Source organism: Alitibacter langaaensis DSM 22999, from assembly GCF_003096995.1.
Classification (GTDB): Bacteria; Pseudomonadota; Gammaproteobacteria; order Enterobacterales; family Pasteurellaceae; genus Exercitatus; species Exercitatus langaaensis.
This window is the reverse complement of record NZ_QENU01000008.1, coordinates 1-24,974: the sequence shown is the minus strand read 5'-3', so window position 1 is coordinate 24,974 and position 24,974 is coordinate 1. Positions and strand designations below refer to the sequence as shown.

Genomic DNA, 24,974 nt, shown 5'->3' with positions numbered 1-24,974 from the left:
AAATGCTGACATTATAAGGAGTTATCTATGAAATTATATGTTTATGATCATTGCCCATATTGTGTGCGAGCTCGCATGATTTTCGGTTTTAAAAAGTTATCCGTTGAGCTAATCATTCTGGCTAATGACGACGAAGCCACGCCAATAGGCTTAGTAGGCAAAAAAGTGGTGCCTATTTTAGTGAAAGAAGATGGCAGTGCAATGCCAGAAAGTTTAGATATTGTGAAATATATTGATGATAATTTTGGCGAAACAGTGCTTTCAGAACAAGTGCGCCCAGAAATTGAAGCTTGGATAAAACAGGTGGGAGAGTATTATAATCATTTATTATCGCCGCGCTTTGTTCAATTGGATCTGGCTGAATTTGCTAGCCAAAGTGCGGTCAATTATTTCACTAAAAAGAAAACCACATTGATTGGCGACTTTGCGGAAAATCTTGCTAATAGTCTGCAATATATCGCTAAAATTAACGCAGATTTGACCGCACTTTCTGAGCTGATTCATGCAGATGATAAAGCGAATGGCGCACAGCTTTCTTTGGAAGATATTATGTTATTCCCAATGCTGCGTAATTTGACTTGCGTAAAAGGAATTGTGTATCCCGCCAATGTGGAACGCTATTTGCATAAAATGGCAGAATTAGCCCAAGTTTCCCTTTATCTCGATCGCGCAATTTAATTTCCGATAAAATTATGCTAAAATCCACCGCACTTTTGTTGATTCATGGTAGGAGTCAAACAAAAGTGCGGTGCGTTTTTGCGCACTTTTTTATTTTCATTTCAAACACATTTAACAAGTCACCTCTCGTATGGGTGACCACTGTAAGGATATAAAAATGCCTATTATCACTTTACCAGACGGCTCACAACGCCAATTCGACAATCCCGTTTCTGTCATGGAAGTGGCTCAATCTATCGGTTCAGGTTTAGCGAAAGCCACGATTGCAGGACGTGTAAACGGACAACGCCGTGATGCCTGTGACATTATTTCTGAAGATAGCTCAGTTGAAATTATTACCGCAAAAGATGAAGACGGTTTAGAGATTATTCGTCACTCTTGCGCGCATTTATTAGGGCACGCAATCAAACAACTTTTCCCAGATGTGAAAATGGCGATTGGGCCAACCATCGACAATGGTTTCTATTATGATGTGGATTTAGATCGTTCGCTCAGCCAAGAAGATTTAGACGCGATTGAAAAGCGTATGCTTGAGCTTGCAAAAACAAATTATGATGTGGTGAAGAAACCTGTAAGCTGGCAAGAAGCGCGTGATACCTTCGAAAAACGTGGTGAGCCGTACAAAATGGCGATCTTAGATGAAAATATCGAACGTAGCGCAACGCCTGCGTTATATCATCACCAAGAATATATTGATATGTGCCGTGGGCCGCACGTGCCAAATATGCGTTTTTGCCATCACTTTAAATTACAAAAAGTGGCTGGCGCCTATTGGCGTGGCGACAGCAAAAACAAAATGTTGCAACGTATTTACGGTACAGCTTGGGCAGACAAAAAACAATTAACTGAATATTTAACTCGCTTAGAAGAAGCTGCCAAACGTGATCACCGCCGTATTGGTAAAGCCCTTGATTTATATCATATGCAAGAAGAAGCGCCGGGTATGGTGTTCTGGCATAATGACGGTTGGACAATTTTCCGTGAACTTGAAACCTTCGTGCGTACCAAATTAAAAGAGTATGATTACCAAGAAGTGAAAGGTCCATTTATGATGGATCGCGTACTTTGGGAGCGCACAGGGCACTGGCAAAACTATGCAGATTTAATGTTCACCACCCAATCTGAAAACCGTGAATATGCGATTAAGCCGATGAACTGCCCAGGACACGTGCAAATCTTTAACCAAGGTTTAAAATCATACCGTGATTTACCAATCCGTATGGCAGAATTCGGTTCATGCCACCGCAACGAGCCGTCAGGTTCATTGCACGGTTTGATGCGTGTTCGTGGATTTACCCAAGATGACGCGCATATTTTCTGTACGGAAGAACAAATTGAATCGGAAGTAACCTGCTGTATCAAAATGGTTTATGACATTTACAGCACATTCGGTTTCAATAATATTCAAGTGAAACTTTCAACACGCCCTGAAAATCGTATCGGCGAAGACGCAATGTGGGATCGTGCAGAAGACGGTTTAGCCAAAGCATTAGTGGCAAATGGCTTAGAATATGAAATTCAAGAAGGCGAGGGCGCATTCTACGGGCCGAAAATTGAATTTGCATTGCGTGACTGTTTAGATCGTGAATGGCAATGCGGTACAATCCAATTAGACTTTGCCTTACCAGGTCGTTTAGACGCTTCTTATGTGGCAGAAGATAACGGTCGCCGTACCCCTGTGATGATTCACCGTGCAATTTTAGGTTCTATCGAACGTTTTATCGGTATCATCACCGAAGAATATGCAGGATTCTTCCCAACTTGGTTGGCGCCGACTCAGGCTGTTGTGATGAATATTACGGATAGTCAGTCAGATTATGTTCAAAAAGTTACAAAAGCATTATCTGACGCTGGTATTCGTGCAAAATCTGATCTCCGCAACGAAAAAGTCGGTTTTAAAGTCCGCGAACACACCTTGCGTCGCGTGCCTTATATGCTGGTATGCGGTGATAAAGAAATCGAAGCGGGCAAAGTTTCCGTGCGTACTCGTAAAGGTGCGGATTTAGGCACATTCACCATTGAAGAATTTGTGGAAATTCTCAAAAATCAAGTGAAAGCCCGTGAGCTTAAATTATTAGGCGAAGTGTAATTTCATTATTTGTAAAAGTGCGGTCAAATTTGGCCGCTTTTTTATAGTATTAATTAAAGTGATTCGATTAATTATATTGATAAAACGTTCATTGTAAGAAGTTGAAAAGATGATAACTTCCACTTGCATAACGCGTAAATATCTTTTAGAATTCAAACGTTTGCTCTCTAATTAATTTAACGAGCATTATCAATTTTAATCTTCTGCTTAGCAGAGGATTTTAGCCTAAAACTTACAAGAAGGAATAATATTATTAAACCTGTAAAACGTGTTCAGACAAATCGCGCACATCGTCTTAATGATGAAATTCGTGGCGTGAAGGAAGTTCGCCTCACTGATGAAAATGGTGAACAAGTTGGTATCGTGTCGATTCAAGATGCTTTGGCGAGAGCGGAAGAAGCTGAATTAGATTTAGTTGAAATCAGTCCTAATGCGGAGCCACCAGTTTGTCGCATTATGAACTACGGTAAGTTCATCTACGAAAAAGAAAAAGCTGCGAAAGAGCAGAAGAAAAAGCAAAAAGTGGTACAAGTGAAGGAAATTAAATTCCGTCCAGCTACTGATGAAGGCGACTATCAAATTAAATTGCGTAATATTTTACGTTTCTTAGATGATGGGGATAAAGTTAAAATTACGGTGCGTTTCCGTGGACGTGAAATGGCGCACCAAAGTATCGGTTTTGATGTTTTAGAACGCGTTAAAACAGATACTGCTGAAGTGGCTGTGGTTGAATCTGCACCAGGCAAACTTGAAGGTCGCCAAGCGGTAATGGTTATTGCACCGAAGAAAAAATAATTTATTCTTGCATAAAACGGGCGGATCCTATAAAATCCGTCCGTTTTCTCTTTTGCAAAAAAGAGAAATAAAAGCAACATACAGGCACATTTCGCAGCCTGATTTGCTTTTTAAGCTGAAAGGCTTATGAGCGGTAACGCTCTTCGAGATAATTAGTGCTTTCCAAGTAAAAATATGATTAGCGATAATCGCATTTTTCGCCTGATTATTGTGTATTATCTAAACAATGCGGAGTTTATAAAACAATGCCTAAAATTAAAACAGTACGTGGTGCTGCGAAGCGTTTCAAAAAAACAGCTTCAGGCGGTTTCAAACGTAAACAATCTCACTTACGTCATATTTTGACTAAGAAAACCACTAAACGTAAACGTCACTTACGCCACAAATCAATGGTAGCGAAAGCAGACCAAGTGTTAGTCGTAGCGTGCTTACCATACGTATAAGCCGTTAGTAAGTTAAACGTACTTTAGTGAATTTTAGTTAATTATATACATTAGGAGATTTAATAATGGCTCGTGTAAAACGTGGTGTTATTGCAAGAGCACGCCATAAGAAAGTTCTTAAGGCTGCTAAAGGTTATTATGGTGCGCGTTCACGTGTTTATCGCGTTGCGTTCCAAGCTGTAATTAAAGCTGGTCAATATGCTTACCGTGACCGCCGTCAACGTAAACGTCAATTCCGTCAATTATGGATTGCACGTATCAACGCTGCAGCTCGTCAAAACGATTTATCTTACAGCAAATTCATCAATGGCTTGAAAAAAGCTTCTGTTGAAATCGACCGTAAAATTTTGGCTGACATCGCCGTATTCGACAAAGTTGCATTTGCAGCTTTAGTTGAAAAAGCAAAATCTGCTCTTTAATTTTAAAGAATAGAAATTGGGACGCTTTTTAGCGTCCTTTTTTATTGTTTTATGTTTTTTTATTCTTATTTATTGACTATTTTGTTGGCGGGATATTCAAAATTCTTTAGTGACTGTGAACAATTTGCAGATAATAAATTGCAATAAAAGTACCAAAAAAACATAAAAAAACCGCTATCAGTGGATAGCGGCGAATCTTAATATAAGATAGTAAAAAGACGACTGATATTTTTCAATAACAGTGCATTAGCAATTACTCAGACTTACGAACGAGAAAATAGTTCACAGATTTTCAATATTTCTTACAAATTGTCGGATTTTTTCTTCGATGCCTTTAGCATCTAAGCCTAAATCTGACATAATCTCTTGCTGAGTACCTTGTGGAATAAAGAAATCGGGCAAACCGAGCTGTAAAAGTGCGGTCAATTTTGCATGAGAATTTAATACTTCCGCGACTGCAGAACCTGCGCCACCTTGAATGGCATTTTCTTCCAAAGTCACAATAACTTTATGTGTTTGGCTAATTTGAAGGATACGCTCTTCATCAATCGGCTTAACAAAACGCATATCCACAACGGTTGCATTGAGTTTTTCAGCCACTTCAAGCGCTTGTGGTAATAACGTTCCAAAATTTAAAATCGCAACTTTTTCCCCTTGACGAACGAGATTTGATTTTCCTAATTCCAGAGTTTGTAATGGCGCTAGCTCAACGCCCACGGCATTGCCACGAGGATAGCGCACCGCCGCAGGTTTACCGCATTGATAGCCTGTGTAAAGCATTTGACGGCATTCATTTTCATCACTTGGTGTCATTATGACGAGATTCGGAACACAGCGCATAAAAGAAATATCAAAAGCCCCTTGATGGGTTTGTCCGTCTGCACCAACCACGCCCGCACGATCGATCGCAAAGAGCACAGGTAAATTTTGAATTGCCACATCATGAATTAATTGATCGTAGGCGCGTTGTAAGAAAGTCGAATAAATAGCGACAACGGGTTTATAGCCACCAATCGCTAAACCCGCAGCAAAGGTTAGTGCGTGTTGTTCTGCGATGGCGACATCAAAATATTGCTCAGGGAATCGTTGAGAAAATTCCACCATACCTGAACCTTCACACATCGCAGGCGTGATACCAATTAAGTGCGGATCATTTTCAGCCATTTCACACAGCCAATCCCCAAAGATTTTAGAATAAGTGGGCTTGCTATTAGATTTGGGCAACATGCCGCTCATCGGATCAAATTTCGGAACGCCATGGAAACCTGTTGGGTCATTTTCCGCTGGTGCATAACCTTTACCTTTTTTGGTGCGAATATGCAAAAATTGTGGTCCTTTCAGCTCGCGCATATTGGTTAGCGTTGCCACTAAATCTTCAATATTATGCCCATCAATAGGCCCGATATAATTAAAGCCAAGTTCTTCAAATAGGGTACTTTCAGGAGAAAACATCACGCCTTTCATGTGCTCTTCCGTTTTCTTCATAAAGTTTTTGACAGTCGGGATTTTATCCAGAATTTTTTTACTACCATCACGCACATTGGTGTAAAGCGAGCCAGAAAAAAGGCGAGCGAGATGATTATTCAACGCGCCGACATTTTTTGAGATCGACATTTCATTATCATTGAGAATCACGAGCATATCCGTATGTAGCGCGCCCGCGTGATTCAAGGCTTCAAACGCCATGCCCGCAGTAATCGCGCCATCGCCAATAACGCAAACGGTTTTGCGTCCAGCATTTTCTTTTTCTGCAGCAACCGCAATGCCAAGCCCTGCACTGATTGAGGTTGATGAATGCCCCACGCTTAACACATCAAACTCGCTTTCTTCGCGCCACGGAAATGGATGAATGCCATTTTTCTGGCGGATAGTAGACATTTTATCACGGCGACCAGTGAGAATTTTGTGTGGATAGGCTTGATGGCCAACATCCCAAATCAGTTGGTCAAAAGGGGTTTTATACACATAATGCAATGCCAAAGTCAGCTCTACACAGCCTAATCCCGAGGCCAAATGCCCACTGCTTTGGCTGACGGTTTCTAATAAATAAGCACGCAGTTCATCACAAACTTGCGCTAACTGCTCTTTGTCTAATGTGCGTAATTCATCAGGGCTATCAATTTTTGAAAGTAAAGGGTAATTATTCATATAGCTAAACTAATTTTTTCGTTGAATAATAAATTCTGCTAATGCGCGTAATACCGTGGTATCAAACTCAATTTCATCTAAAATTTTGACCGCACTTTGATAAAGTTCTTGTGCTTTTTGTTTAGCACCTTCTAAGCCAAGTAATTTGGGATAGGTGCTTTTGTCTAAATCTAAATCAGAGCCAACAGGTTTGCCAATTTCTGCTTGATTGCCTTCAATATCTAAAATGTCGTCTTGCACTTGAAAGGCAAGTCCGATAGCATTTGAGTACGCCGCAAGTTTTTGTGCTAAGTTTTTATCGTTAAAATACGGAGAGCAGAGAAATCCCATCATCACAGCGGCAGAAAGTAATGCGCCTGTTTTATTGCGATGAATGCGTTCTAGTTCTGTTAAGCTGACTTGTTTATGTTCTGAAATCAAATCTAAACTTTGACCAAGACACATTCCGTTTACTCCAGAAGCTTGGCTAAGGGTTTGTACTAATTTTAATTGTTGTTGAGCAGAAAGTGTGGTCGATTTTTCTGAAGATTTTGTGAGCAATTCAAAAGCAAAAGCTTGCAATGCATCGCCCGCTAGAATGGCGGTTGCGTGGTCAAAAGCGATATGGCAAGTCGGCTGTCCGCGGCGTAATTCATCATTATCCATCGCAGGTAAATCATCGTGAATTAGTGAATAAGCGTGAATGCATTCAATCGCCGCCGCTGCATAATCCAGCGTATTGGCATCAGTCCCGAGCATTTCCCCAGTGGCATATACCAAAAAAGGCCGAATGCGTTTGCCGCCTAGCAAAAGTCCATATTTCATTGCTTCGACCAATGGCGAGGGTTGGCTATCAATGTGTTCAAATTGCGCCAACATAAAATGATTAATGCGATTTTGTACTTGCTTTAAATCTTGAGAAAAATCGTAATTCATAAGTATTATGCATCAGGTTGATAATCTGCCAATGGGGCGTCATCGCTTTTTTGTAATAAAATTTGAATGCGTTGTTCCGCTTGCTGTAAGCGTTCTTGCCCTAATTTGGCAAGTTTTACGCCGTTTTCAAATTCTTTTAACGCCTCTTCTAAAGGTAAATCCCCATTTTCTAATTGCGAGACAATCGCCTCAAGTTGAGCGAGTGTTGTTTCAAAGTCTAATTCGACGGGTTTGCGAGCCATAATTTTCTCTTCTAAATAAATAATTTACGTATTGTACTGGAATTTACGCAGACGGCAATTTAATTTCACGAATTGCCATATTTAAGCCATCGATCATCAATAATCGACCACACAAATTCTTGCCAATTTTTAACCGCACTTTGATGGCTTCTAAAGCCTGAATCGAACCCACAATGCCTACAATCGGCGAAATAACGCCTGCTTCCACACAGCTCAACGCGTTTTCACTAAATAATTGGCTCAGGTTTCGATAAGTTGGGGTGTGCGGTTCGTAAGTGAAAACTGAAATTTGCCCTTCAAAACGTATTGCTGCCCCAGAGATTAAAGGCACTTTAGCTTGCTCACAGCAACGATCAAGTTGATTACGAATTTCCACATTGTCGGTGCAGTCTAAAATAACATCAAAGTGCGGTACGATTTCCGCTAATTTTTCTTCGCTTAATAACCCATTGATGGTTTCAATTGTGATGTGTGGATTTAAACTCGTTAGGGAAAGTTTAGCAGATTCCACTTTCGGCATATCTAAGCGGCTGTCATTATGCAAAACTTGGCGTTGTAGATTTGATAATGACACCGTATCAAAATCGAGTAGCGTCAAATGCCCAACGCCAGCAGCGGCTAAATATTGGCTTGCCGCACAGCCTAAACCGCCTAAGCCAACAATCAGCATATTGCTGTCTTTCAATTTTTCTTGCCCGTCAAAATCCACCGCTTTCATAATAATTTGGCGGTTATAACGCAATTCTTCCTGATAACTTAATTCTGCCATAGTGATTTGTTATGAAAGTAAGTGGTTAAAAGGCTCAATGGTGACGGTTTCACCTGCATTCACATTGCCGCGATCTTTTTCTAATACGATAAAACAGTTGGCTTTAACAAAGGCGCTGAACAAGTGTGAGCCTTGGAATCCTACGGGTTGCACTTCAATTTGTCCTTGTTGGTTTAGATGATAAAAACCGCGTTGAAAATCCAAACGTCCAGCCGATTTTTTCATATTGGTTGTCGCAATCGCAGGAAGTGGCTGCGGGCGCTGATATATGCTGCCAGAGAGTTTTGCAATCACTGGTTGAACGAGTTGATAAAACGTTACTAAAGCCGAAACTGGGTTACCAGGCAAACCGCAGAACCACGCATTTTCGAGTTTACCAAAGGCGAAAGGTTTGCCGGGTTTAATGGCTAATTTCCAGAAATTGACCGTGCCGACTTTTTCGAGCACATTTTTGGTGAAATCCGCTTCGCCAACAGAAACACCGCCGCTGGTGATCACTAAATCAGCTTGAGCTTGCGCTTTAATAAACGCTTGTTCAAACTGTTCGGGGTGATCGGGCAGGATACCGAAATCTAAGACTTCACAATGTAATTTTTCTAACATTAATTTTACGGCAAAACGGTTTGTATCATAAATTTGCCCTTGTGCTAATGGCTCACCAACGGGAACAAGTTCATCCCCTGTGGACAAAACAGCGACTTTTAAACGCGGATAAACGGCTACATTGGCGATCCCAAGAGAAGCCAATAACGGCAAAGAAACCGCATTAAGCGGTGAACCTTTATGCAAGACCACATCGCCTTGTTTTACATCTTCACCAATGCGGCGAATGTTTTGGTTGAGCTTTGGCAGTGCGGCAAAAGTCACGCTGCCATCGGCGTTGAGCGTGACTTCTTCTTGCATTACCACCGCATCAGCGCCTTCTGGAATCATTGCGCCCGTCATAATTCTGACCGCACTTAAGGGCTGCCATTCATCTGAAAACGGATTGCCCGCAAAGGATTTACCCGCCACGGAAAGGGTGAGCGATTGTTCTAAATCTTTTAAACGCACCGCATAGCCATCCATCGCTGAATTATCGAACGAAGGGACATTTATAGGGGAAATAATATCTTCGGCGCAGATACGATGAGCGGCTTGATGAATAGAAAGTTGTTCAGTTTGAGTTGGAGCGGGAAGTGCGGCAAGCATTTGCTCTAATGCCTGTTCAATCGTGAGCATAATTTATCCTTGTTGTAATCATTGTTATAAATGGCATCATCAGCGATGAATGAGCCTCAAATTTGCGTTAATTTTAGCACAAAAGTGCGGTCAAAATTCTAATCAAATTTAGTAAAATTCAGCAAAATAAGTATAATAGCCTATTAAATTTTAATAACGATTAAACAATCTGGATAAAAATAAACAGTCTATGAAAATTATTTCTTTTAATATTAATGGATTACGCGCACGCCCACATCAGTTAGAACAATTAGTCGCAAGCTATCAACCCGATATTTTAGGTTTGCAAGAAATCAAAGTGGCAGATGAACAATTTCCCTATGAAATGGTAGAAAATTTAGGCTATCACGTTTTTCATCATGGGCAGAAAGGGCATTATGGTGTGGCTTTATTTTGCAAACAACAGCCGAAAATGGTGCGCAAAGGGTTTCCAACAGACAGTGAAGATGCACAACGCCGTATTATTATGGCGGATTTTGATACCGCATTTGGTTCATTAACGGTGATCAACGGTTATTTTCCGCAAGGTGAAGCGCGCAATCATGAAACTAAATTTCCAGCGAAAGAAAAATTTTATGCCGATTTACAACGTTATTTAGAGCAGGATTTGCCTTCAGAAAATGTAGTGATTATGGGCGATATGAATATTAGCCCAACGGATTTAGACATTGGCATTGGCGATGAAAATAGAAAACGTTGGTTGCGCACAGGAAAATGCTCTTTCTTGCCTGAAGAGCGTGAATGGTATCAGCGTTTATATGATTTCGGTTTGCAAGATACCTTCCGCAAATTAAATCCAACGGTTAATGACAAATTCTCGTGGTTTGATTATCGCTCAAAAGGCTTTAATGACAATCGCGGATTGCGCATTGACCACATTTTGGCAAACGAAAAATTAGCACTTCGCTGTGTTGATACGGGGATCGCTTTGGATATTCGCGCGATGGAAAAACCTTCCGATCACGCACCAATTTGGGCAACTTTTGAATAAGGAATGCCATGAATATGGAACAAAACTGGCAAACTTATCGTTCTACATTAAACGATAATGTCGCCGTTTTTTCGGCAAATTTAAGTTTATTTGAGCAATTTCCCAACACTAAATTGACGCATGTTGTGCAATTTTCTTTGCCCTATGAAACAGACGATGCCTCGGGTTTGCCTAACGAAGATGAATATCAAAATTTGCTTACGCATACATTTAAAGCATTGACTCAGCTTTCGGCTTTGCCCGACACGATTTATGCTGGCAACATTATGTCTGCGGGTAAATCAAAATTGTATTTTTATACCCATGATACCGAGGCGTTGCTGACCGTGCTAAGCCAAATTGAGCAAGTGGATGATGTTGAAATTCAGCAAGATGCGGATTGGGATTTGTATTTCGATTTTTTACTGCCTTCGCCATTAGAAATGAAAATGAATGCCACAGAAGAAATTCTGGAAATGTTGGCGCAAAATAACCGCACTTTAAGTGATGTTTATTTGGTTGAGCATCGTTTTCATTTTGAAGATAAAGAGCATTTACAAATCTTTATTGAGAAAATGCGGTTAAATGATAATGTGCCATTTAATGTCATAAAATACACAGATGAACCTGTTGCAGTCAATGATGAAGAAATGATGTTTATGGTGAAATTAGAGCAGGAAATTACGCTAGATACGCAAGATATTTTTAAATTTGTGGAACAATTTGAACGCTTGGCGATACAATGTTCGGGCGAATATATTGGCTGGGAATGTGATGAACTGTTTTCAGAAAAACAATTAAATTGATGAGCAATTGGGCGTAAAATTACGCCCATTTTGTTATTTTAATAAATCTTTCAAGCCCGCTTTCATTGTGGACATTTTATTTTCAAACAACACTTTGCTTTCACGCTCATCGATCATATAAGAAATGGTTTCAGACAAGGTCATATTCATTTTGCGTGAATATTTTGATAGACGATTCCATACACTATATTCCAAATCAATAGATTTTTTCTTGGTATGTCGTTTTTCTGCGTTGAAAAAACGTTTACGGCGCGCACGAATGGCTTGATCCAATTTAATAACAAGATTTTCTGCCATATTTTCTTTTATCCAAGCTTCAATGAGTTCGGGGTGATTACGGCTATCCGCTAATTGCTTGGTTTTTTCTTCTTGCAAGCTACGCTCTGGATAGCGGGTGATATTTTCCCCTTCACGACTTTTCTTTATCAAATATAGCCATTTCCATTGTGCTTCTTGGTTTTCAAGTTTCTGATATTTCATCGCTAGTATTTTCCGTGACGTGGTAACTGCGATTAATATACGCTTTTTTACTAAAAATTTCTAGTGAAATCTGGAAAGTATGCGATAATCAGCAATCATTTTTAGCTGTGAGAATATCCGCGTGAAGTTAACCGAGCAATCTTTGAATTGGCAAAATTTAATTCCTCATTTAGACATTAATCATATATCAAATGACAACGTCACATTTTTTGATTTACAACCCCGAGCCAGTTCGGCAATAACCCAATTTTTGCAAAATTCGCACCGCACTTTATTAGTTCTCAAAGCCGATGACCAAAATGAATATGCGCCGTTGCTAGAAGCGTTTATTGCCAAACAGCAATCTCAGTCTCATACAGTAAAGGGCGTGCAGTATCTTGTTGAGCAGGCTGACAGTTTTTCTTTTGCTCGGGTTTCGGTACAACCCGCACATTCCGTTGATGATAACTTTGCGGCGAAGAAAACGGTGGCAAGCGCGCTGTATTTTGACCAAGCTAAATTATTTGGTTCTTTACAAATTCACCCAACTTCAAAAGATATTCAGTTAAATGCAGGGTTGGTACATCAAGTAAATGGTGGGGTATTGATTTTATCTGCAGCAACATTGTTAGAGCAATTTGAGCTATGGCCACGTTTAAAGCAGATTTTGCTCACTCAAACCTTTGATTGGTATTCTGCACATCCTTTCAAGCCTTTACCTTGCGATATTCCTAGCTATCCGTTATCACTAAAGGTTATGTTATTAGGTTCGCGCAATGATTTAGCCACATTTAACGAATTAGAACCCGAGTTATTTTCAGTAGCAGATTATTCTGAAATTGAAAGTTACTTCAGTTTGGAAACGGCAGAGGCTCAAAATCAATGGGCAAGTTATGTTCAGCAAGCCAGCCCCTGTCCGCTTGATTTGTCAGGCTTGAATAAATTTTACCAATTATTAGTGCGAGAAAGTGAAGATCGTCATTTAATCAATATTTCTCCCACAACCCTAAAAAACTGGTTTTCACGCGCAGAATGGCAAGGCAAAAATAGCCTAAGTGCGGTTGATTTTGAGCAAGTTTTTGCCCAACAGCAATATCAACAAAGTTTCTTGCGCGAACAGGCATACAACGATATTTTGTATGAACAAATTTATGTGCCAACGGAAGGGGAAGAAATCGGGCAAATTAATGGCTTGTCGGTTGTTGATTATGCTGGCACGCCCTTATCCTTTGGCGAACCTTCGCGCATTAGCTGTATTGTGCAATATGGCGATGGGGAAGTGATTGATGTGGATCGCAAAAGTGAACTGGCGGGCAATATTCATAGCAAAGGAATGATGATTGCAGAAAGCTGTTTGGCGAATTTATTGGAGCTGCCTTCACAACTGCCATTTTCCGCATCGCTTGTTTTTGAGCAATCTTATAGCGAAATTGATGGCGATAGTGCGTCACTGGCGGCTTTCTGTGTGCTAACCAGCGCATTGGCAGATTTACCTATTCCGCAATCTATTGCAATTACTGGGGCGATTGATCAATTTGGCTTGGTTCATTCTGTTGGTGGGGTGAATGACAAAATAGAGGGATTTTTCTCGATTTGTGAACGCCGCGGTTTAACGGGTTCTCAAGGCGTTATTGTGCCAACCGCAGTGATTCATCAATTAAGCCTGAGCGAACAGGTGGTAAGTGCGGTCAAAAATCAACAATTTTTTATTTGGGCAGTCGAAGATGTATTTCAGGCTTGTGAAATTTTATTCCAACGCGATTTATTGGCGCAAGATAAGGATTATCAAGATGATAACCAGCCAATTTCCCGTCTTATTCAACAGCGCATTGAATTGCGTGCCGAGCCACCTCGTTTAAATTTGTTACAAATGCTATTTGGCAAAAAATAACAACTGGTTTGACCAATTCAGCGAACAAGTGTTAGCTGTTTTTATTTTCCTATAACTTTGCTAGAATGCGAACCATTCGATGCTCTAGTAAAGTATCTCATATTAATAATTTCAAAGGAGAGTAAAAGTGACAAACACTTGTACACCGAATAAAAAAAGTTCTTACACTTATGAAGATTTATTAGCTTCAGGCCGTGGCGAACTTTTTGGACCAAAAGGCCCACAATTGCCAGCCCCTACTATGTTAATGATGGACCGCGTTGTCGAAATGAACGAAACAGGCGGTAAGTATGGTAAAGGCTATGTCGAAGCGGAATTAGATATTAAACCAGATCTTTTTTTCTTCGATTGTCACTTTATTGGTGACCCTGTGATGCCAGGTTGTTTAGGTTTAGATGCAATGTGGCAACTAGTTGGCTTTTATCTAGGCTGGCTAGGCGGTGAAGGCAAGGGCAGAGCGTTAGGTGTTGGCGAAGTGAAATTTATTGGCCAAGTATTACCAACCGCGAAAAAAGTTACTTACCGCATCCATTTTAAACGCGTAATTAATCGTAAACTGATTATGGGGCTTGCAGATGGCGAAGTGGAAGTAGATGGTCGCCTTATTTATACGGCAACAGATTTGAAAGTGGGTCTATTCCAAGATACTTCAACATTCTAATTAATGTTTTCAGAACATAGCCAGTTGTTAAAACTTATTTCAGCTGGCTGTTCAATCCTTTAAAAAGCCTTGTTAATCAAGGCTTTAAGCTATCTTTATTTTTGTTAAACGCCCAATTATCAGCTGAAGATGAAGCAAATTATAAATATGCTGCCATAATAATGGCGTTTTCTCGTTTGCCGTCGGGGCTTGGATAGTAATTTTTGCGAATATCTACTTCATTAAAATTCAATTTTTCATACAGCTTAATCGCATTTTGATTGCTTTCACGAACTTCTAACCAAAGCGTAATAATGCTTTTTTCTCGTAGCCGTGACATCAATTCTTCCAGTAAATACTGTCCCAATTTTTTTCCTTGAAAATCAGGGTGTATCGCCAGATTAAATAGAGTCGCTTCATCTAACACGGTTTGGCAAATCGCAAAACCAATAGCACGCTGCTCCATTTCTAATTTTAAATTGAGATAGCGTTCTCCCATATTATTTTTCAGCGTCCCCATGCTCCAAGGCACCAAATGAGCGGCTTGCTCAATTTCAAATAGAACATCGAAATCCCGTTCTGTGATCGGGGAAATTTGTAGCGTTTCTGTCATAAGTTTCTATTAAAGTGCGGTCAAATTTGCGTGAGATTTTATCATTAATCTCTGATTTTGTGACCTAGCTAACAGAATTGCTGTTTCGATTTTGCTACATTGTATGCGTTTTCTTTTCTCTTTCTTAAAAGGACGACAATATGAAAAAATTAATTAATTCCGTTGATACCGTATTAGATGAACAATTACAAGGTTTAGCCAAAGCTCATCGCAATCTAGTTTTGAATACCGATCCTGTCTATGTACGCCGCGCAGATGCGCCTGTTGCTCGAAAAGTTGCGTTAATTTCTGGTGGTGGAAGTGGTCATGAACCAATGCACGCAGGTTTTGTGGGAAAAGGAATGTTAGATGGTGCTTGTCCAGGGGCTATTTTTACCTCTCCAACGCCAGATCAAATGTTTGAGTGTGGTTTAAATGTAGATAGTGGCGAAGGTGTACTCTTATTAATTAAAAATTACACTGGTGATGTATTGAACTTTGAAACGGCAGCAGAATTGCTCGCGGACAGCGGTGTTAAAGTAGCAACAGTATTGGTTGATGATGATGTTGCCGTAAAAGATAGTCTTTATACAGCGGGTCGCCGTGGTGTGGCAAATACAGTAATTTTAGAAAAATTACTAGGTGCGGCAGCAGAAAAAGGGTATTCCTTAGAGCAGCTTGCCGAATTAGGTTATAAACTCAATAATGCTGGGCATTCCATTGGAATCGCACTAGGGGCTTGCACAGTGCCAGCCGCGGGTAAACCGTCTTTCACATTAGCCGAGAATGAAATGGAGTTTGGCGTGGGAATTCATGGCGAACCGGGAATTGAACGCCGCGAATTTGTTGATTTGAATAAAACGGTTGAACAAATGTTTGAAACCTTAATTGCGCACGGTGATTATGAACGTACAATTCGCCGTTGGAATCATGAGAGTAATCAATGGGATGAAGTAAAAGACAGCAAAAAAGCATTGCAAAAAGGTGATCGCGTTATTGCGTTAGTGAATAATCTTGGGGCAGTTCCGCTTTCTGAACTTTATGGGGTATATCATAAATTAGAACAAGTGGCTGAAGAATTCGGCTTAAAAATTGAACGTAATCTGATTGGCTCATACTGTACGTCCTTAGATATGCAAGGGATCTCTATTACATTATTGAAAGTGGATGATGCAATTTTGGAATTATGGGATGCACCAGTGAATACACCCGCATTGCGTTGGGGCGAATAGAAGTTTAGCCAAACAAGGAGAAGTCGTAATGAGTATGACAAAATCGCAAGTGTTGCAATGGATAGAAAATTGTAATGAAGTGATGACCGCGCAACGTGATTATTTAACACAATTAGACACAGAAATTGGCGATGCGGATCACGGTTTAAATATGCAACGGGGCTTTAGCAAAGCATTAGAAAAAGTAGCCACCGTATCAGAAAAGGATATTGGCACGATCTTGAAAACTGTCGGCACGACATTGTTATCTCAAGTTGGCGGTGCCAGTGGCCCATTATATGGCTCATTATTTATCAAAGGCGCACAAAGTGCGGTCGGAAAAGAAGAAATTTCTAATGATGAACTGATTACCGTGCTTAAACAGGGCGTAGAAGGCATTATCGCTCGAGGACGTGCTGAAATAGGCGATAAAACGATGTGTGATGTATGGTTGCCTGTATTAGCCGAGTTAGACGCTGCTGATAAATCCCAACCTTTGGCAGTTTTATTGGAAAGTGCGGTGAAAAAAGCGGAAGAATCCGTGGCAGCTACGATTCCATTAATCGCTAAAAAAGGGCGTGCAAGTTATTTGGGTGAACGAAGTGCAGGGCATCAAGATCCCGGTGCAACGTCGACTATGTATATGATTAAAGCCTTATATGATGCAGTGAAATAGAGGTGAAAATGGTTAATTTAGTTTTGGTTTCACATAGTGAAAAATTAGCGCAAGGTGTGGCTGAAATCACCCGTCAAATGGCGGGTGATGGTTGCAAAATTACAGTCGCCGCAGGGATTGATGATTCAGAGAATCCCATAGGGACTGATGCGGTTAAAATTATGACGGCAATAGAAGATGTTTATTCTGCCGATGGCGTAATTATTTTTGTGGATCTTGGGAGTGCAATTTTAAGCGCAGAAACCGCTATTGATTTGTTAGATGCGGATATGGCAAAAAATGTTGTGATCAGCTATGCCGCATTGGTTGAAGGTGCTTTTGCGGCTGCCGTTTCTGCATCAAGTGGCGATGATTTGCAAACCGTGTTGGCTGAAGCGAATGCGGCGGCTGGTTTAAAATTAGAACAAGCGGGGACATAAATTATGCAGATTCAAGCCGTTATTTTTGATATGGACGGAACACTGATTAATTCGGAACCCATTTGGAATGAAGCTGAGGTTCAATATTTCAATCAGCAGGGTTATCCTGTGACACGGGCTGATATTGCGAATTTACGAGGTTTGCACATCGGTGGCGTCACGGATTATGTGCTACATCATTATGCGGATTATCATTCCGGCAAAAGCCCCGAAGAGTTAAGTCAAGAGCTGCTTGATTATGCCATTGCGATTATTCTTAAGAAAAAGCCGCTCATCGATGGCGTGCGAGAAACCTTAAGTTATTTACATGAAAAAAAGATTAAACTCGCGGTCGCATCGGCATCGCCTTTGTATATGCTGGAAGAAATCGTAAAAAGCTGTGGCATTGCACAATATTTTGATTATTTATCTTCAGCGGAAGAATTGGAATATAACAAGCCTCATCCTATGGTATATCTGCATGCTGCCCAAAAATTAGGCGTGCCAGCAAAACATTGTCTTGCCGTGGAAGATTCGGTCACAGGGATGATTTCAGCAAAATCTGCCAATATGAAATGTGCGGTTGTGCCAGAAAGCGAACATTGGCATGATGCTCGTTGGGCAATTTCTGATTTTAAATTTACTCAAATTAGTGAAATTAAAAAGCTTTTTGACTAGGGTGCTGAATAAGGCTCTCAGAAACTAGAGATAAAAAACCGCACATAAAGTGCGGTCAAATTTTTCTTAGTTTTAGAAGTTTGCATTGCGTGGTGAACGAGGGAATGGGATCACATCACGAATGTTTTGCACGCCTGTTACATACACGATTAAACGTTCAAATCCTAAGCCAAAGCCTGAATGTGGTACGGTGCCATATTTGCGTAAATCGCGATACCACCAGTAATCTTCCGGGTTTAATCCCATTTCAGCCATACGTTTATCTAACACGTCTAAACGTTCTTCACGTTGTGAACCACCGATGATTTCACCAATTCCTGGGGCTAATACATCCATTGCCGCCACCGTTTTGCCGTCATCATTTAAACGCATATAGAACGCTTTAATGTCTTTCGGATAGTTTTTTACCACCACTGGCGATTTAAAGTGTTCTTCTGCTAAATAACGTTCGTGTTCAGATGAAAGATCGATACCCCAAGATACTGGGAATTCAAATTTTTTGCCTGATTTTAACAATACATCAATTGCATCCGTATAATCGATTTGCGCAAATGGTGAATTGATAAAGTTTTCTAAACGAGTGATCACATCTTTATCAACATGTTTAGCGAAAAACTCTAAATCATCACGGCGTTCTGCAAGCACGGCTTTGAAAACATATTTCAACATATCTTCCGCCACTTTCGCATTATCCGCTAAATCCGCAAAAGCAATTTCAGGCTCAACCATCCAGAACTCCGCCAAGTGGCGAGTAGTATTTGAATTTTCAGCACGGAATGTTGGGCCAAAAGTATAAATTTTGCTTAATGCGCAAGCATAGGTTTCGCCATTTAACTGACCAGATACCGTTAAGAATGACTCTTTGCCAAAGAAATCTTGGCTAAAATCGACCGCACCTTTGTCCGTGCGAGGTAAGTTTTCTAAATCTAAGGTGGAAACACGGAACATTTCGCCCGCACCTTCAGTATCAGAAGCGGTAATTAATGGCGTGGCAACCCAATAGAAACCTTGTTCGTGGAAGAAACGATGAATCGCTTGAGCCAAGCAATGACGCACTCGAGCCACCGCACCGATAATATTGGTACGCGGACGTAAGTGAGCAACTTCGCGTAAATATTCAATGGAATGGCGTTTCGCCGCCATTGGGTAAGTATCAGGATCTTCCACCCAACCTGTGACTTCAACCGTTTCTGCTTGTAATTCAACCGCTTGTCCTTCAGCAGGCGATTCCACCACCGTGCCCGTGACAATCACAGAACAGCCTGTAGTTAAACGCAACACTTCGCTTTCATAATTCACGATATCGTTGTTGATGATTGCTTGGATAGGATCAAAACATGAACCATCGTAAACGGCTAAGAAAGAAAGCCCCGCTTTTGAATCACGACGTGTACGCACCCAACCGCGCACCGTTACTTTTTCGCCAATGGCTACTTTACCTTGTAGCACATCTACGATTGACGCAATTTTTGCCATTTTTATCTCCGAAAAATTGGTTTGATATAAGGTTAGAAAATGCCGTGTAGTTTACCTTAATTTGGCTAAATTACCAAAAAATTATCCGTCATCATTGAAACGATTGCTTTCCTTTTTAACATTGGATAAGTGTAATTCCAAAAATCTCTGATTTTTTCACCGCACTTTATTTAATCTTATCCCTATATTTGCTAGAATGCGCCAATTAATTTTGACCTAAGTGCCTAAAAAAGGACAAAGAATGACAATTTCAGCAGAAGCGAAAAAAGTTCGTGATGCCTTGGTAGAAAAGGGGATTGAAACCCCAATGCTACATTTACAGGAAAGCAAAGATAGCCGCCGCAACGCCATTGAACAAAAAATGCGTGAAGTAATGGAACTCATTGGTTTGGATTTGCGAGATGACAGCCTTGAAGAAACGCCCGTGCGTTTAGCAAAAATGTATGTGGATGAAATTTTCAGCGGCTTAGATTATGCGAATTTCCCTAAAATTACCAATATTGAAAACCGCATGAAAGTGAGTGAAATGGTGTTAGTGAATGACGTTACTTTAACCAGCACTTGCGAGCATCACTTTGTAACCATTGATGGCTTGGTTTCGGTGGCGTATTATCCGAAAAATTGGGTTATCGGATTATCAAAAATTAACCGAGTGGTGCAGTTTTTCGCCCAACGCCCTCAAGTACAAGAACGCTTGACGGAACAAATTCTGTTAGCTTTTCAAACAATTTTGGAAACAGACGATGTCGCCGTGTATATGAAAGCGACGCATTTCTGTGTGAAATGTCGTGGGATTAAAGACACGAATAGTTATACCGTGACTTCAGCATTTGGCGGGGTTTTCTTAGAAGATCGGGAAACGCGTAAAGAATTTTTATCGTTAATCAATAAATAAACGCTGGATTAAATTAAGCCCTAAATTCTCTTTCTTTCAAAATAACGGAAAAGATTTCTGATCTATTCCGTTATTTTTTTATGCGCATTTTGCCTATTCCATAAATTTACAGTTTTATTAACGCCATTTTTGTGGCTACATAATAAATGGAATAAACATTGCTATATTAATACAAATAAAAAGGACTGAATCTGAGTATCAGAAACAGTCCTTTTGGGGAGTTTAAGTATTTTTATTTAAATACTATTTCACCGCAACTAATTTCACTTTACACGGTGTAGCATCAACGGTGTTAGTGGTAACGAGAGTGGTATCACCTTTCACTTGTGCGCTTGCGCATTGGTTGGCTTTCTCAAGTTTCCATTTGCCTTTAACAGTCAAGGTGGATTGTTGTGCTTGAGACGGCACTTTGCGCCATTCGCGTGAATAGATGCTGACCTCAGCTTGTTTACCATCTTTCACCTGATCGGCTTCCGTGCCTTGATAGAATGCAAAATCAGGGTTCACGATGGAAAGTTCAAGCGCGCCTTCACCTTTTTGCGCCATTGCCATTAACGGTTTATCCGCACCTAAAACGATACCGCCAACATCCTGTTGAGCCGCTTCAAAATAGGCATATCCCTCTTGGCCGCTGTGATTATCACGAACAGCGTGCAAATCGCTGGTTTGCGCGAGTTTTTGATAATCCGCTTTTTGCTCTGCTTTTGGCGCAATGAGAATGGCGTATTCATATTGGCCATTCTTCGGCGCGGTGCCGTGGTCAATTACAGCAGTGGCAAAGTCGCCTTTGGTCGGTTTATCATCGCGATCATCAACAGACTCTTGGGTTTGATAGCTAAACACGATGTTTTGTCCTTCGCCAACATAATAGCGGTTGCCTGCTGGATCAGAGAGCACCGCTGGGCTAGTGAGAGTTTTCGTTGTGCCGAGTTTAGCGATGGATTCGCCATTAACAATCGCCGCTTTATGATCGGCAACATTATGTTGGAAAAGGGTAGTTTCCGTATGATGTTTGCCGTCATCGCTTTGAATGTCGCTACCGAGCGCAACAATTTGATTATCAAACAAGAAATAGGATTTTTTCGCGAAGAAAGATTCTTGTTGATATTTGCTGTGCCCGCGTAATTTCATTGCGTACATGCTGTTGTTGTTCAAATCCGTACCGCCAGCATAGGTTTCCGTTGAAAGCAACATTTCTTCCAATCCTGCCGCAGGCAATTGCAACAATTGGGCTTTGAGATCAGGATATGGCAAGCGAATAGCGGTTGTGCCTGGGAAACGATTCCAATCCCAACCGTCATAGCGATAACCACGATTAGCGAAATGGTCTGGGATAATTTCTAACGCGCCGTAAGACATATAGCGTCCGTAGCGGTTATTTTTATCATAAGACTCATTACCTACGAGATAGCGGCTGAAACCGCGCGCGATAGCAAGCCATGATAGTTTTGGATCATCCACATGACGGCGTTGTACTACCATCGAAGCATAGTTCATCGCCCATGCGCCGACAGGTTCATTAGCCGCTGGCACGCCTTCAAACTCAGCTTTTTGTGTCATCGCTGCGTAAATACCCGCAAAAGTGCGGTTAATTTTTTCGCCGTTATCGCCTGCGAGCGCAAACCATTTAAATGGTTCAGGGCTAACGTTGAATTTACCCGTTGGGTGGCGACCGCTCAATACGATAGGAATTTCACGATCTTTGGTGTAAATCCACATTTTGTATAGCACATCGTCTAAGCGTGCTTTTGCCGCTTTGCTTAAGGCATACGGAGAATTATTGATAGCATAAACTAATGGTGCTAAGCCACCAAAGGCGTCTTTAGCATAGGCAACATAATGTTGCGAGTGGTGGAAAATCGAACCGTCTGGTTTGAAACCACCGCCCACGCCTTGGGATTGCAAAATTGAGAGCGTTAACCAATGAGAGAATTGGTTAAGCAATGCTGAACGTTGTTTTTCATCAGGCAATAGTAGGATACTTTTTAAAATCCATTGTAATTGCGTATTGAGAATATCCACATTGGTATCAACAATTTGCGCATCAGGTTCTAAAATTCGACCCATACCAGTAAACCACGCCATTGCGCCTTGTGCTTGCTCTAACAATCCCTCTTTAGCGAGTAAATCACGCATCAAGAACCACGCATCGAACATTTCGCGATTTTGATAGCCCATATGGCTGACGATTTGAATACCGCTGCCGCGCACCATCCCTTGATCGAATAAATAGCGAGTAGTGAGCAAGAATTGCGCTTCTAATTGCTGACGTTGCTCCGTAGTTAATGCATCAGAACGTAAAGCGCGCGCACTTTCTAGCATCACTTTGCCGATATCGCGCATAGAATTGGAAGTGAGTAAGAAATCTTGCGTAGCTTTGTCAAAAGTGCGGTTATTTTTCATGAATTTTTGACGCGCAGGGAAATCGACCATCGCCCCTTGAATCACGCCATCTTTCTCATGGATATTAAATGCCGCATATTTTTTCAAAATACCTTCCACATCCGCCGCGCTCGGTTTTTTCTCGCCGACTTTCAGCACGGTTTCAAAGCGCTGATAAATGCTTGCGCTGTTTTTATCCGCTTGGAAAGCTGAACTAAAATCCAAATTCGGATATTGTTTAGCGAACATTTGATCATACATTAACAACGCATTCCAATGTTTATTGGCGGCGGTATTAATTTTCAAGTTCACAAATGGCGCTTGATAATCAGGAATCGGTTCGCGATTATCCACTGGCACATTAAATAACAATTGATCTAAATATAATGTACCTGCCGTATTTGGCGCTTGAATGACTAATTTATCCAATGCGCTGACTTTCTCGCCTTGCATATCGCGGAATGGCACGGCAATCCCGCGCCAACCGACAAAATCAAGATTGATTTGGAAAGATTTTTTCACCGAACCTTTATCTTCAAAAGCGAATTTCAGCGGTGATTTAATGGCTTTCTCGTTATAAATCCATAATAAAAATGTTTGTGGCAACACATCATCATCAGTTGATAAATCCATGTTTTGATTGAAAACCAATTTTCCATCAGGCTGAAATTGCCAACGCAAAGATTGCTTACCGTCTTTATAACGCAACTGGCTCGGCTCAACCTGCCCCGCATCGACGGTAAGATTGCTCGGTAGCTTTTCCGTTTCAAAAAAATCCCACACATAATTCTCCGCGCTTGCACTCGCTGCGATAAGGCAGCTAGCCAAGAGCGTTAATCGGGGGAACGACGCTAATTTCATATTTACCTCTCTTAGAATAGGAAACGGAAACCAGTGTAGTAGCTGTTTGCATAGTCATTGTGAACGTTGACATTGGCAATGTTGCGATCACGTGCAAATTCAATAAAGGTAATAAAGTTTTTAATAGGACGATAATCTAAACCAGCGGTATAGCCGCGATTCACGTTTTCTCCGCGTTTTTCATAACGGAATTGGCTATAAGCTGCGAATTTTGGTGTAAAGAAATATCTCGCAGCAAGGAAGTGTCTTTTTTCTTTTACGCGATCGGTATCAAGATAATTAGCAAATTGTAAATCTTTTAATTCACCATAGTTATAAGCAACTTCAAAATCACGATATTTCACTTCTGTGGAAACACGCCAAGCATCGCGGTTTACATCATTTGCAATCCAACTTCTGTTTACACCATTATTATCTGGCGCCTTAAATTGATGACTATCATAAGCATCTCGGGTGTAACCAGCTCTGAAGCGGAAACGCCAATCATCATTAAATTTATTGGTATAGTATAGTGCGAGTCCATAACCATTTTTTAAGCTACTGGTTGAATTGAGATCCTTAACTGCAGAACCAAATAAATAATCTGCACCGACTTCAAAACCTGCATATGCCGCACTACGGTAATGAATACCTTTACTTGTTGAAGCTGTTAATGGGTTGCGTCCGTTGCCACCTAATTGATAATCCCCTAACATGATGGCATCACCATTGGTTGGTAAACGTCCAAAATATAAACGACCAATAGATTTTTGTTCTAAACCTAAATAAAGTTGAGCTGTACGTGGCTCACCAAAACCAGAATTGTTACTACCATTAGCATCCTTACCATTAAAGATAATTCGGTTTTTACCGACTAACGTCCAGCCACCCATATCTTGTTTAAGGATAAACTCAATACGAGAACCACGGTCACGCAAATCTGTGCGTTGACCTTCTGAATGAACGATCATTGGTCTGTATTGACCATTAATTTGAAAAGCTAAGCCGTCTTTTTTATAGATTTCGACACCGTGCGCAGTAGCTGATGCGAGTAAAGATAGTGTCAACAAAGAAAGTGATTTTTTCATAAAAAATACTCCTGGTTATTAACTAATGATGTAAATTTTTTCGTTTACTTACACTGTATCTGATGTGTACTAATGCACTGAGATTTCTACCTAAAGAGTAGTAATCGAGGCTTATCATAGAAAAAACGAAAGTATTTGCAACCATGAATTTAAAAAAACGGTATTATGTAGCAGTTGCACAAAGACCAAAATTTAAACAAAACCGTACAAAAATGCCCTTATTTCGATAAGGGCATTATTTTTACTATAATTG

At 40.7% G+C, this 24,974-nt stretch carries 24 protein-coding genes; 14 read left to right on the top strand and 10 right to left on the bottom strand.

All coding sequences use genetic code 11. The annotated features are described in order from the left end of the window. The first annotated feature begins 27 nt into the window (after positions 1–27). The 5 genes from grxB (at position 28) to rplT (ending at position 4,424) form a co-directional block, all read left to right on the top strand. On the top strand, positions 28–678 hold the full coding sequence (gene grxB, locus C8D76_RS06430) for a glutaredoxin 2 (protein WP_116631968.1): 651 nt from the start codon (positions 28–30) through the stop codon (positions 676–678). 157 nt (positions 679–835) lie between these two features. Continuing rightward, positions 836–2,767 (top strand): threonine--tRNA ligase, encoded by a 1,932-nt coding sequence (gene thrS / locus C8D76_RS06425; RefSeq protein ID WP_116631967.1) that lies wholly within the window; start codon positions 836–838, stop codon positions 2,765–2,767. 249 nt (positions 2,768–3,016) lie between these two features. Further along, on the top strand, positions 3,017–3,562 hold the full coding sequence (gene infC, locus C8D76_RS06420; RefSeq protein ID WP_479768642.1) for a translation initiation factor IF-3: 546 nt from the start codon (positions 3,017–3,019) through the stop codon (positions 3,560–3,562). Positions 3,563–3,807: 245 nt separating this feature from the next. Further along, on the top strand, positions 3,808–4,005 hold the full coding sequence (gene rpmI / locus C8D76_RS06415) for a 50S ribosomal protein L35 (RefSeq protein ID WP_011200231.1): 198 nt from the start codon (positions 3,808–3,810) through the stop codon (positions 4,003–4,005). Positions 4,006–4,070: 65 nt separating this feature from the next. Next, positions 4,071–4,424: a 50S ribosomal protein L20 gene (gene rplT, locus C8D76_RS06410; RefSeq protein WP_116631965.1), complete on the top strand. Its 354-nt coding sequence runs from the start codon at positions 4,071–4,073 to the stop codon at positions 4,422–4,424. 282 nt (positions 4,425–4,706) lie between these two features. On the opposite strand, the gene dxs is transcribed toward rplT, so the two are convergent. The 5 genes from dxs to moeA are packed head-to-tail and all read right to left on the bottom strand — an operon-like array spanning position 4,707 to position 9,719. Further along, positions 4,707–6,572, bottom strand: coding sequence for a 1-deoxy-D-xylulose-5-phosphate synthase (gene dxs / locus C8D76_RS06405; protein ID WP_116631964.1), 1,866 nt, complete (start codon positions 6,570–6,572; stop codon positions 4,707–4,709). Between the two features lie 9 nt (positions 6,573–6,581). Continuing rightward, a complete protein-coding gene (ispA, locus tag C8D76_RS06400; protein ID WP_116631963.1) occupies positions 6,582–7,487 on the bottom strand; it encodes a (2E,6E)-farnesyl diphosphate synthase in 906 nt (301 codons plus the stop codon). A 5-nt stretch (positions 7,488–7,492) separates the two neighbouring features. Beyond that, the gene (gene xseB / locus C8D76_RS06395; protein WP_116631962.1) at positions 7,493–7,729 is read right to left on the bottom strand and encodes an exodeoxyribonuclease VII small subunit; all 237 of its coding nucleotides are present in this window, start codon (positions 7,727–7,729) and stop codon (positions 7,493–7,495) included. A 43-nt stretch (positions 7,730–7,772) separates the two neighbouring features. Continuing rightward, positions 7,773–8,498: a molybdopterin-synthase adenylyltransferase MoeB gene (gene moeB, locus C8D76_RS06390; protein WP_116631961.1), complete on the bottom strand. Its 726-nt coding sequence runs from the start codon at positions 8,496–8,498 to the stop codon at positions 7,773–7,775. 9 nt (positions 8,499–8,507) lie between these two features. Next, the gene (moeA, locus tag C8D76_RS06385; protein ID WP_116631960.1) at positions 8,508–9,719 is read right to left on the bottom strand and encodes a molybdopterin molybdotransferase MoeA; all 1,212 of its coding nucleotides are present in this window, start codon (positions 9,717–9,719) and stop codon (positions 8,508–8,510) included. A gap of 190 nt (positions 9,720–9,909) precedes the next feature. Between moeA and xthA the strand changes: the two genes are divergently transcribed. Both xthA and C8D76_RS06375 read left to right on the top strand, forming a co-directional pair. Beyond that, positions 9,910–10,710 (top strand): exodeoxyribonuclease III, encoded by an 801-nt coding sequence (gene xthA / locus C8D76_RS06380; RefSeq protein WP_116631959.1) that lies wholly within the window; start codon positions 9,910–9,912, stop codon positions 10,708–10,710. A gap of 8 nt (positions 10,711–10,718) precedes the next feature. Beyond that, a complete protein-coding gene (locus C8D76_RS06375; protein ID WP_165814351.1) occupies positions 10,719–11,495 on the top strand; it encodes a TIGR01619 family protein in 777 nt (258 codons plus the stop codon). A 33-nt stretch (positions 11,496–11,528) separates the two neighbouring features. On the opposite strand, the gene matP is transcribed toward C8D76_RS06375, so the two are convergent. Next, positions 11,529–11,975: a macrodomain Ter protein MatP gene (gene matP / locus C8D76_RS06370; RefSeq protein WP_116631958.1), complete on the bottom strand. Its 447-nt coding sequence runs from the start codon at positions 11,973–11,975 to the stop codon at positions 11,529–11,531. 121 nt (positions 11,976–12,096) lie between these two features. On the opposite strand from matP, the gene C8D76_RS06365 reads away from it, so the two are divergent. Both C8D76_RS06365 and fabA read left to right on the top strand, forming a co-directional pair. Beyond that, positions 12,097–13,845 (top strand): AAA family ATPase, encoded by a 1,749-nt coding sequence (locus C8D76_RS06365; protein WP_423802749.1) that lies wholly within the window; start codon positions 12,097–12,099, stop codon positions 13,843–13,845. A gap of 127 nt (positions 13,846–13,972) precedes the next feature. After that, complete coding sequence (fabA, locus tag C8D76_RS06360; protein WP_116631956.1) at positions 13,973–14,506, top strand: 3-hydroxyacyl-[acyl-carrier-protein] dehydratase FabA; 534 nt, start codon at positions 13,973–13,975, stop codon at positions 14,504–14,506. A gap of 139 nt (positions 14,507–14,645) precedes the next feature. On the opposite strand, the gene rimI is transcribed toward fabA, so the two are convergent. Continuing rightward, positions 14,646–15,098, bottom strand: a complete 453-nt coding sequence (gene rimI, locus C8D76_RS06355) for a ribosomal protein S18-alanine N-acetyltransferase (protein ID WP_116631955.1) — start codon at positions 15,096–15,098, stop codon at positions 14,646–14,648. A gap of 140 nt (positions 15,099–15,238) precedes the next feature. Here rimI and dhaK point away from each other — a divergent pair, with 140 nt between their 5' ends. The 4 genes from dhaK to hxpB are packed head-to-tail and all read left to right on the top strand — an operon-like array spanning position 15,239 to position 18,040. Further along, positions 15,239–16,309, top strand: coding sequence for a dihydroxyacetone kinase subunit DhaK (gene dhaK / locus C8D76_RS06350; RefSeq protein ID WP_116631954.1), 1,071 nt, complete (start codon positions 15,239–15,241; stop codon positions 16,307–16,309). A 28-nt stretch (positions 16,310–16,337) separates the two neighbouring features. After that, complete coding sequence (gene dhaL, locus C8D76_RS06345; RefSeq protein WP_116631953.1) at positions 16,338–16,964, top strand: dihydroxyacetone kinase subunit DhaL; 627 nt, start codon at positions 16,338–16,340, stop codon at positions 16,962–16,964. An 8-nt stretch (positions 16,965–16,972) separates the two neighbouring features. Then, positions 16,973–17,383 carry a dihydroxyacetone kinase phosphoryl donor subunit DhaM gene (dhaM, locus tag C8D76_RS06340; protein WP_116631952.1) on the top strand — a complete coding sequence of 137 codons (411 nt, stop codon included), beginning with the start codon at positions 16,973–16,975 and terminating at the stop codon, positions 17,381–17,383. A gap of 3 nt (positions 17,384–17,386) precedes the next feature. After that, positions 17,387–18,040, top strand: a complete 654-nt coding sequence (gene hxpB, locus C8D76_RS06335; RefSeq protein WP_116631951.1) for a hexitol phosphatase HxpB — start codon at positions 17,387–17,389, stop codon at positions 18,038–18,040. Between the two features lie 72 nt (positions 18,041–18,112). On the opposite strand, the gene asnS is transcribed toward hxpB, so the two are convergent. After that, entirely contained in the window at positions 18,113–19,516 is a 1,404-nt protein-coding gene (gene asnS / locus C8D76_RS06330; RefSeq protein WP_116631950.1) for an asparagine--tRNA ligase, read from the bottom strand. A 241-nt stretch (positions 19,517–19,757) separates the two neighbouring features. Here asnS and folE point away from each other — a divergent pair, with 241 nt between their 5' ends. Then, a complete protein-coding gene (folE, locus tag C8D76_RS06325) occupies positions 19,758–20,411 on the top strand; it encodes a GTP cyclohydrolase I FolE (protein WP_116631949.1) in 654 nt (217 codons plus the stop codon). A gap of 243 nt (positions 20,412–20,654) precedes the next feature. On the opposite strand, the gene C8D76_RS06320 is transcribed toward folE, so the two are convergent. Together C8D76_RS06320 and C8D76_RS06315 are read right to left on the bottom strand one after the other, a co-directional pair. Next, positions 20,655–23,654 carry a chondroitinase family polysaccharide lyase gene (locus tag C8D76_RS06320; RefSeq protein ID WP_116631948.1) on the bottom strand — a complete coding sequence of 1,000 codons (3,000 nt, stop codon included), beginning with the start codon at positions 23,652–23,654 and terminating at the stop codon, positions 20,655–20,657. Positions 23,655–23,665: 11 nt separating this feature from the next. Beyond that, a complete protein-coding gene (locus C8D76_RS06315) occupies positions 23,666–24,721 on the bottom strand; it encodes a porin (RefSeq protein WP_116631947.1) in 1,056 nt (351 codons plus the stop codon). Positions 24,722–24,974 lie beyond the last annotated feature (253 nt).

Coding starts and splice junctions, on each gene's coding strand:
- moeA (WP_116631960.1), bottom strand. CDS start 9,719: ATGCTCACGATTGAACAGGCATTAGAGCAAATGCTTGCCGCACTTCCC.
- dhaK (WP_116631954.1), top strand. CDS start 15,239: ATGAAAAAATTAATTAATTCCGTTGATACCGTATTAGATGAACAATTA.
- matP (WP_116631958.1), bottom strand. CDS start 11,975: ATGAAATATCAGAAACTTGAAAACCAAGAAGCACAATGGAAATGGCTA.
- C8D76_RS06375 (WP_165814351.1), top strand. CDS start 10,719: ATGAATATGGAACAAAACTGGCAAACTTATCGTTCTACATTAAACGAT.
- ispA (WP_116631963.1), bottom strand. CDS start 7,487: ATGAATTACGATTTTTCTCAAGATTTAAAGCAAGTACAAAATCGCATT.
- dxs (WP_116631964.1), bottom strand. CDS start 6,572: ATGAATAATTACCCTTTACTTTCAAAAATTGATAGCCCTGATGAATTA.
- rpmI (WP_011200231.1), top strand. CDS start 3,808: ATGCCTAAAATTAAAACAGTACGTGGTGCTGCGAAGCGTTTCAAAAAA.
- C8D76_RS06315 (WP_116631947.1), bottom strand. CDS start 24,721: ATGAAAAAATCACTTTCTTTGTTGACACTATCTTTACTCGCATCAGCT.
- xseB (WP_116631962.1), bottom strand. CDS start 7,729: ATGGCTCGCAAACCCGTCGAATTAGACTTTGAAACAACACTCGCTCAA.
- C8D76_RS06320 (WP_116631948.1), bottom strand. CDS start 23,654: ATGAAATTAGCGTCGTTCCCCCGATTAACGCTCTTGGCTAGCTGCCTT.
- thrS (WP_116631967.1), top strand. CDS start 836: ATGCCTATTATCACTTTACCAGACGGCTCACAACGCCAATTCGACAAT.
- rimI (WP_116631955.1), bottom strand. CDS start 15,098: ATGACAGAAACGCTACAAATTTCCCCGATCACAGAACGGGATTTCGAT.
- asnS (WP_116631950.1), bottom strand. CDS start 19,516: ATGGCAAAAATTGCGTCAATCGTAGATGTGCTACAAGGTAAAGTAGCC.
- grxB (WP_116631968.1), top strand. CDS start 28: ATGAAATTATATGTTTATGATCATTGCCCATATTGTGTGCGAGCTCGC.
- dhaL (WP_116631953.1), top strand. CDS start 16,338: ATGAGTATGACAAAATCGCAAGTGTTGCAATGGATAGAAAATTGTAAT.
- hxpB (WP_116631951.1), top strand. CDS start 17,387: ATGCAGATTCAAGCCGTTATTTTTGATATGGACGGAACACTGATTAAT.
- xthA (WP_116631959.1), top strand. CDS start 9,910: ATGAAAATTATTTCTTTTAATATTAATGGATTACGCGCACGCCCACAT.
- rplT (WP_116631965.1), top strand. CDS start 4,071: ATGGCTCGTGTAAAACGTGGTGTTATTGCAAGAGCACGCCATAAGAAA.
- folE (WP_116631949.1), top strand. CDS start 19,758: ATGACAATTTCAGCAGAAGCGAAAAAAGTTCGTGATGCCTTGGTAGAA.
- dhaM (WP_116631952.1), top strand. CDS start 16,973: ATGGTTAATTTAGTTTTGGTTTCACATAGTGAAAAATTAGCGCAAGGT.
- moeB (WP_116631961.1), bottom strand. CDS start 8,498: ATGGCAGAATTAAGTTATCAGGAAGAATTGCGTTATAACCGCCAAATT.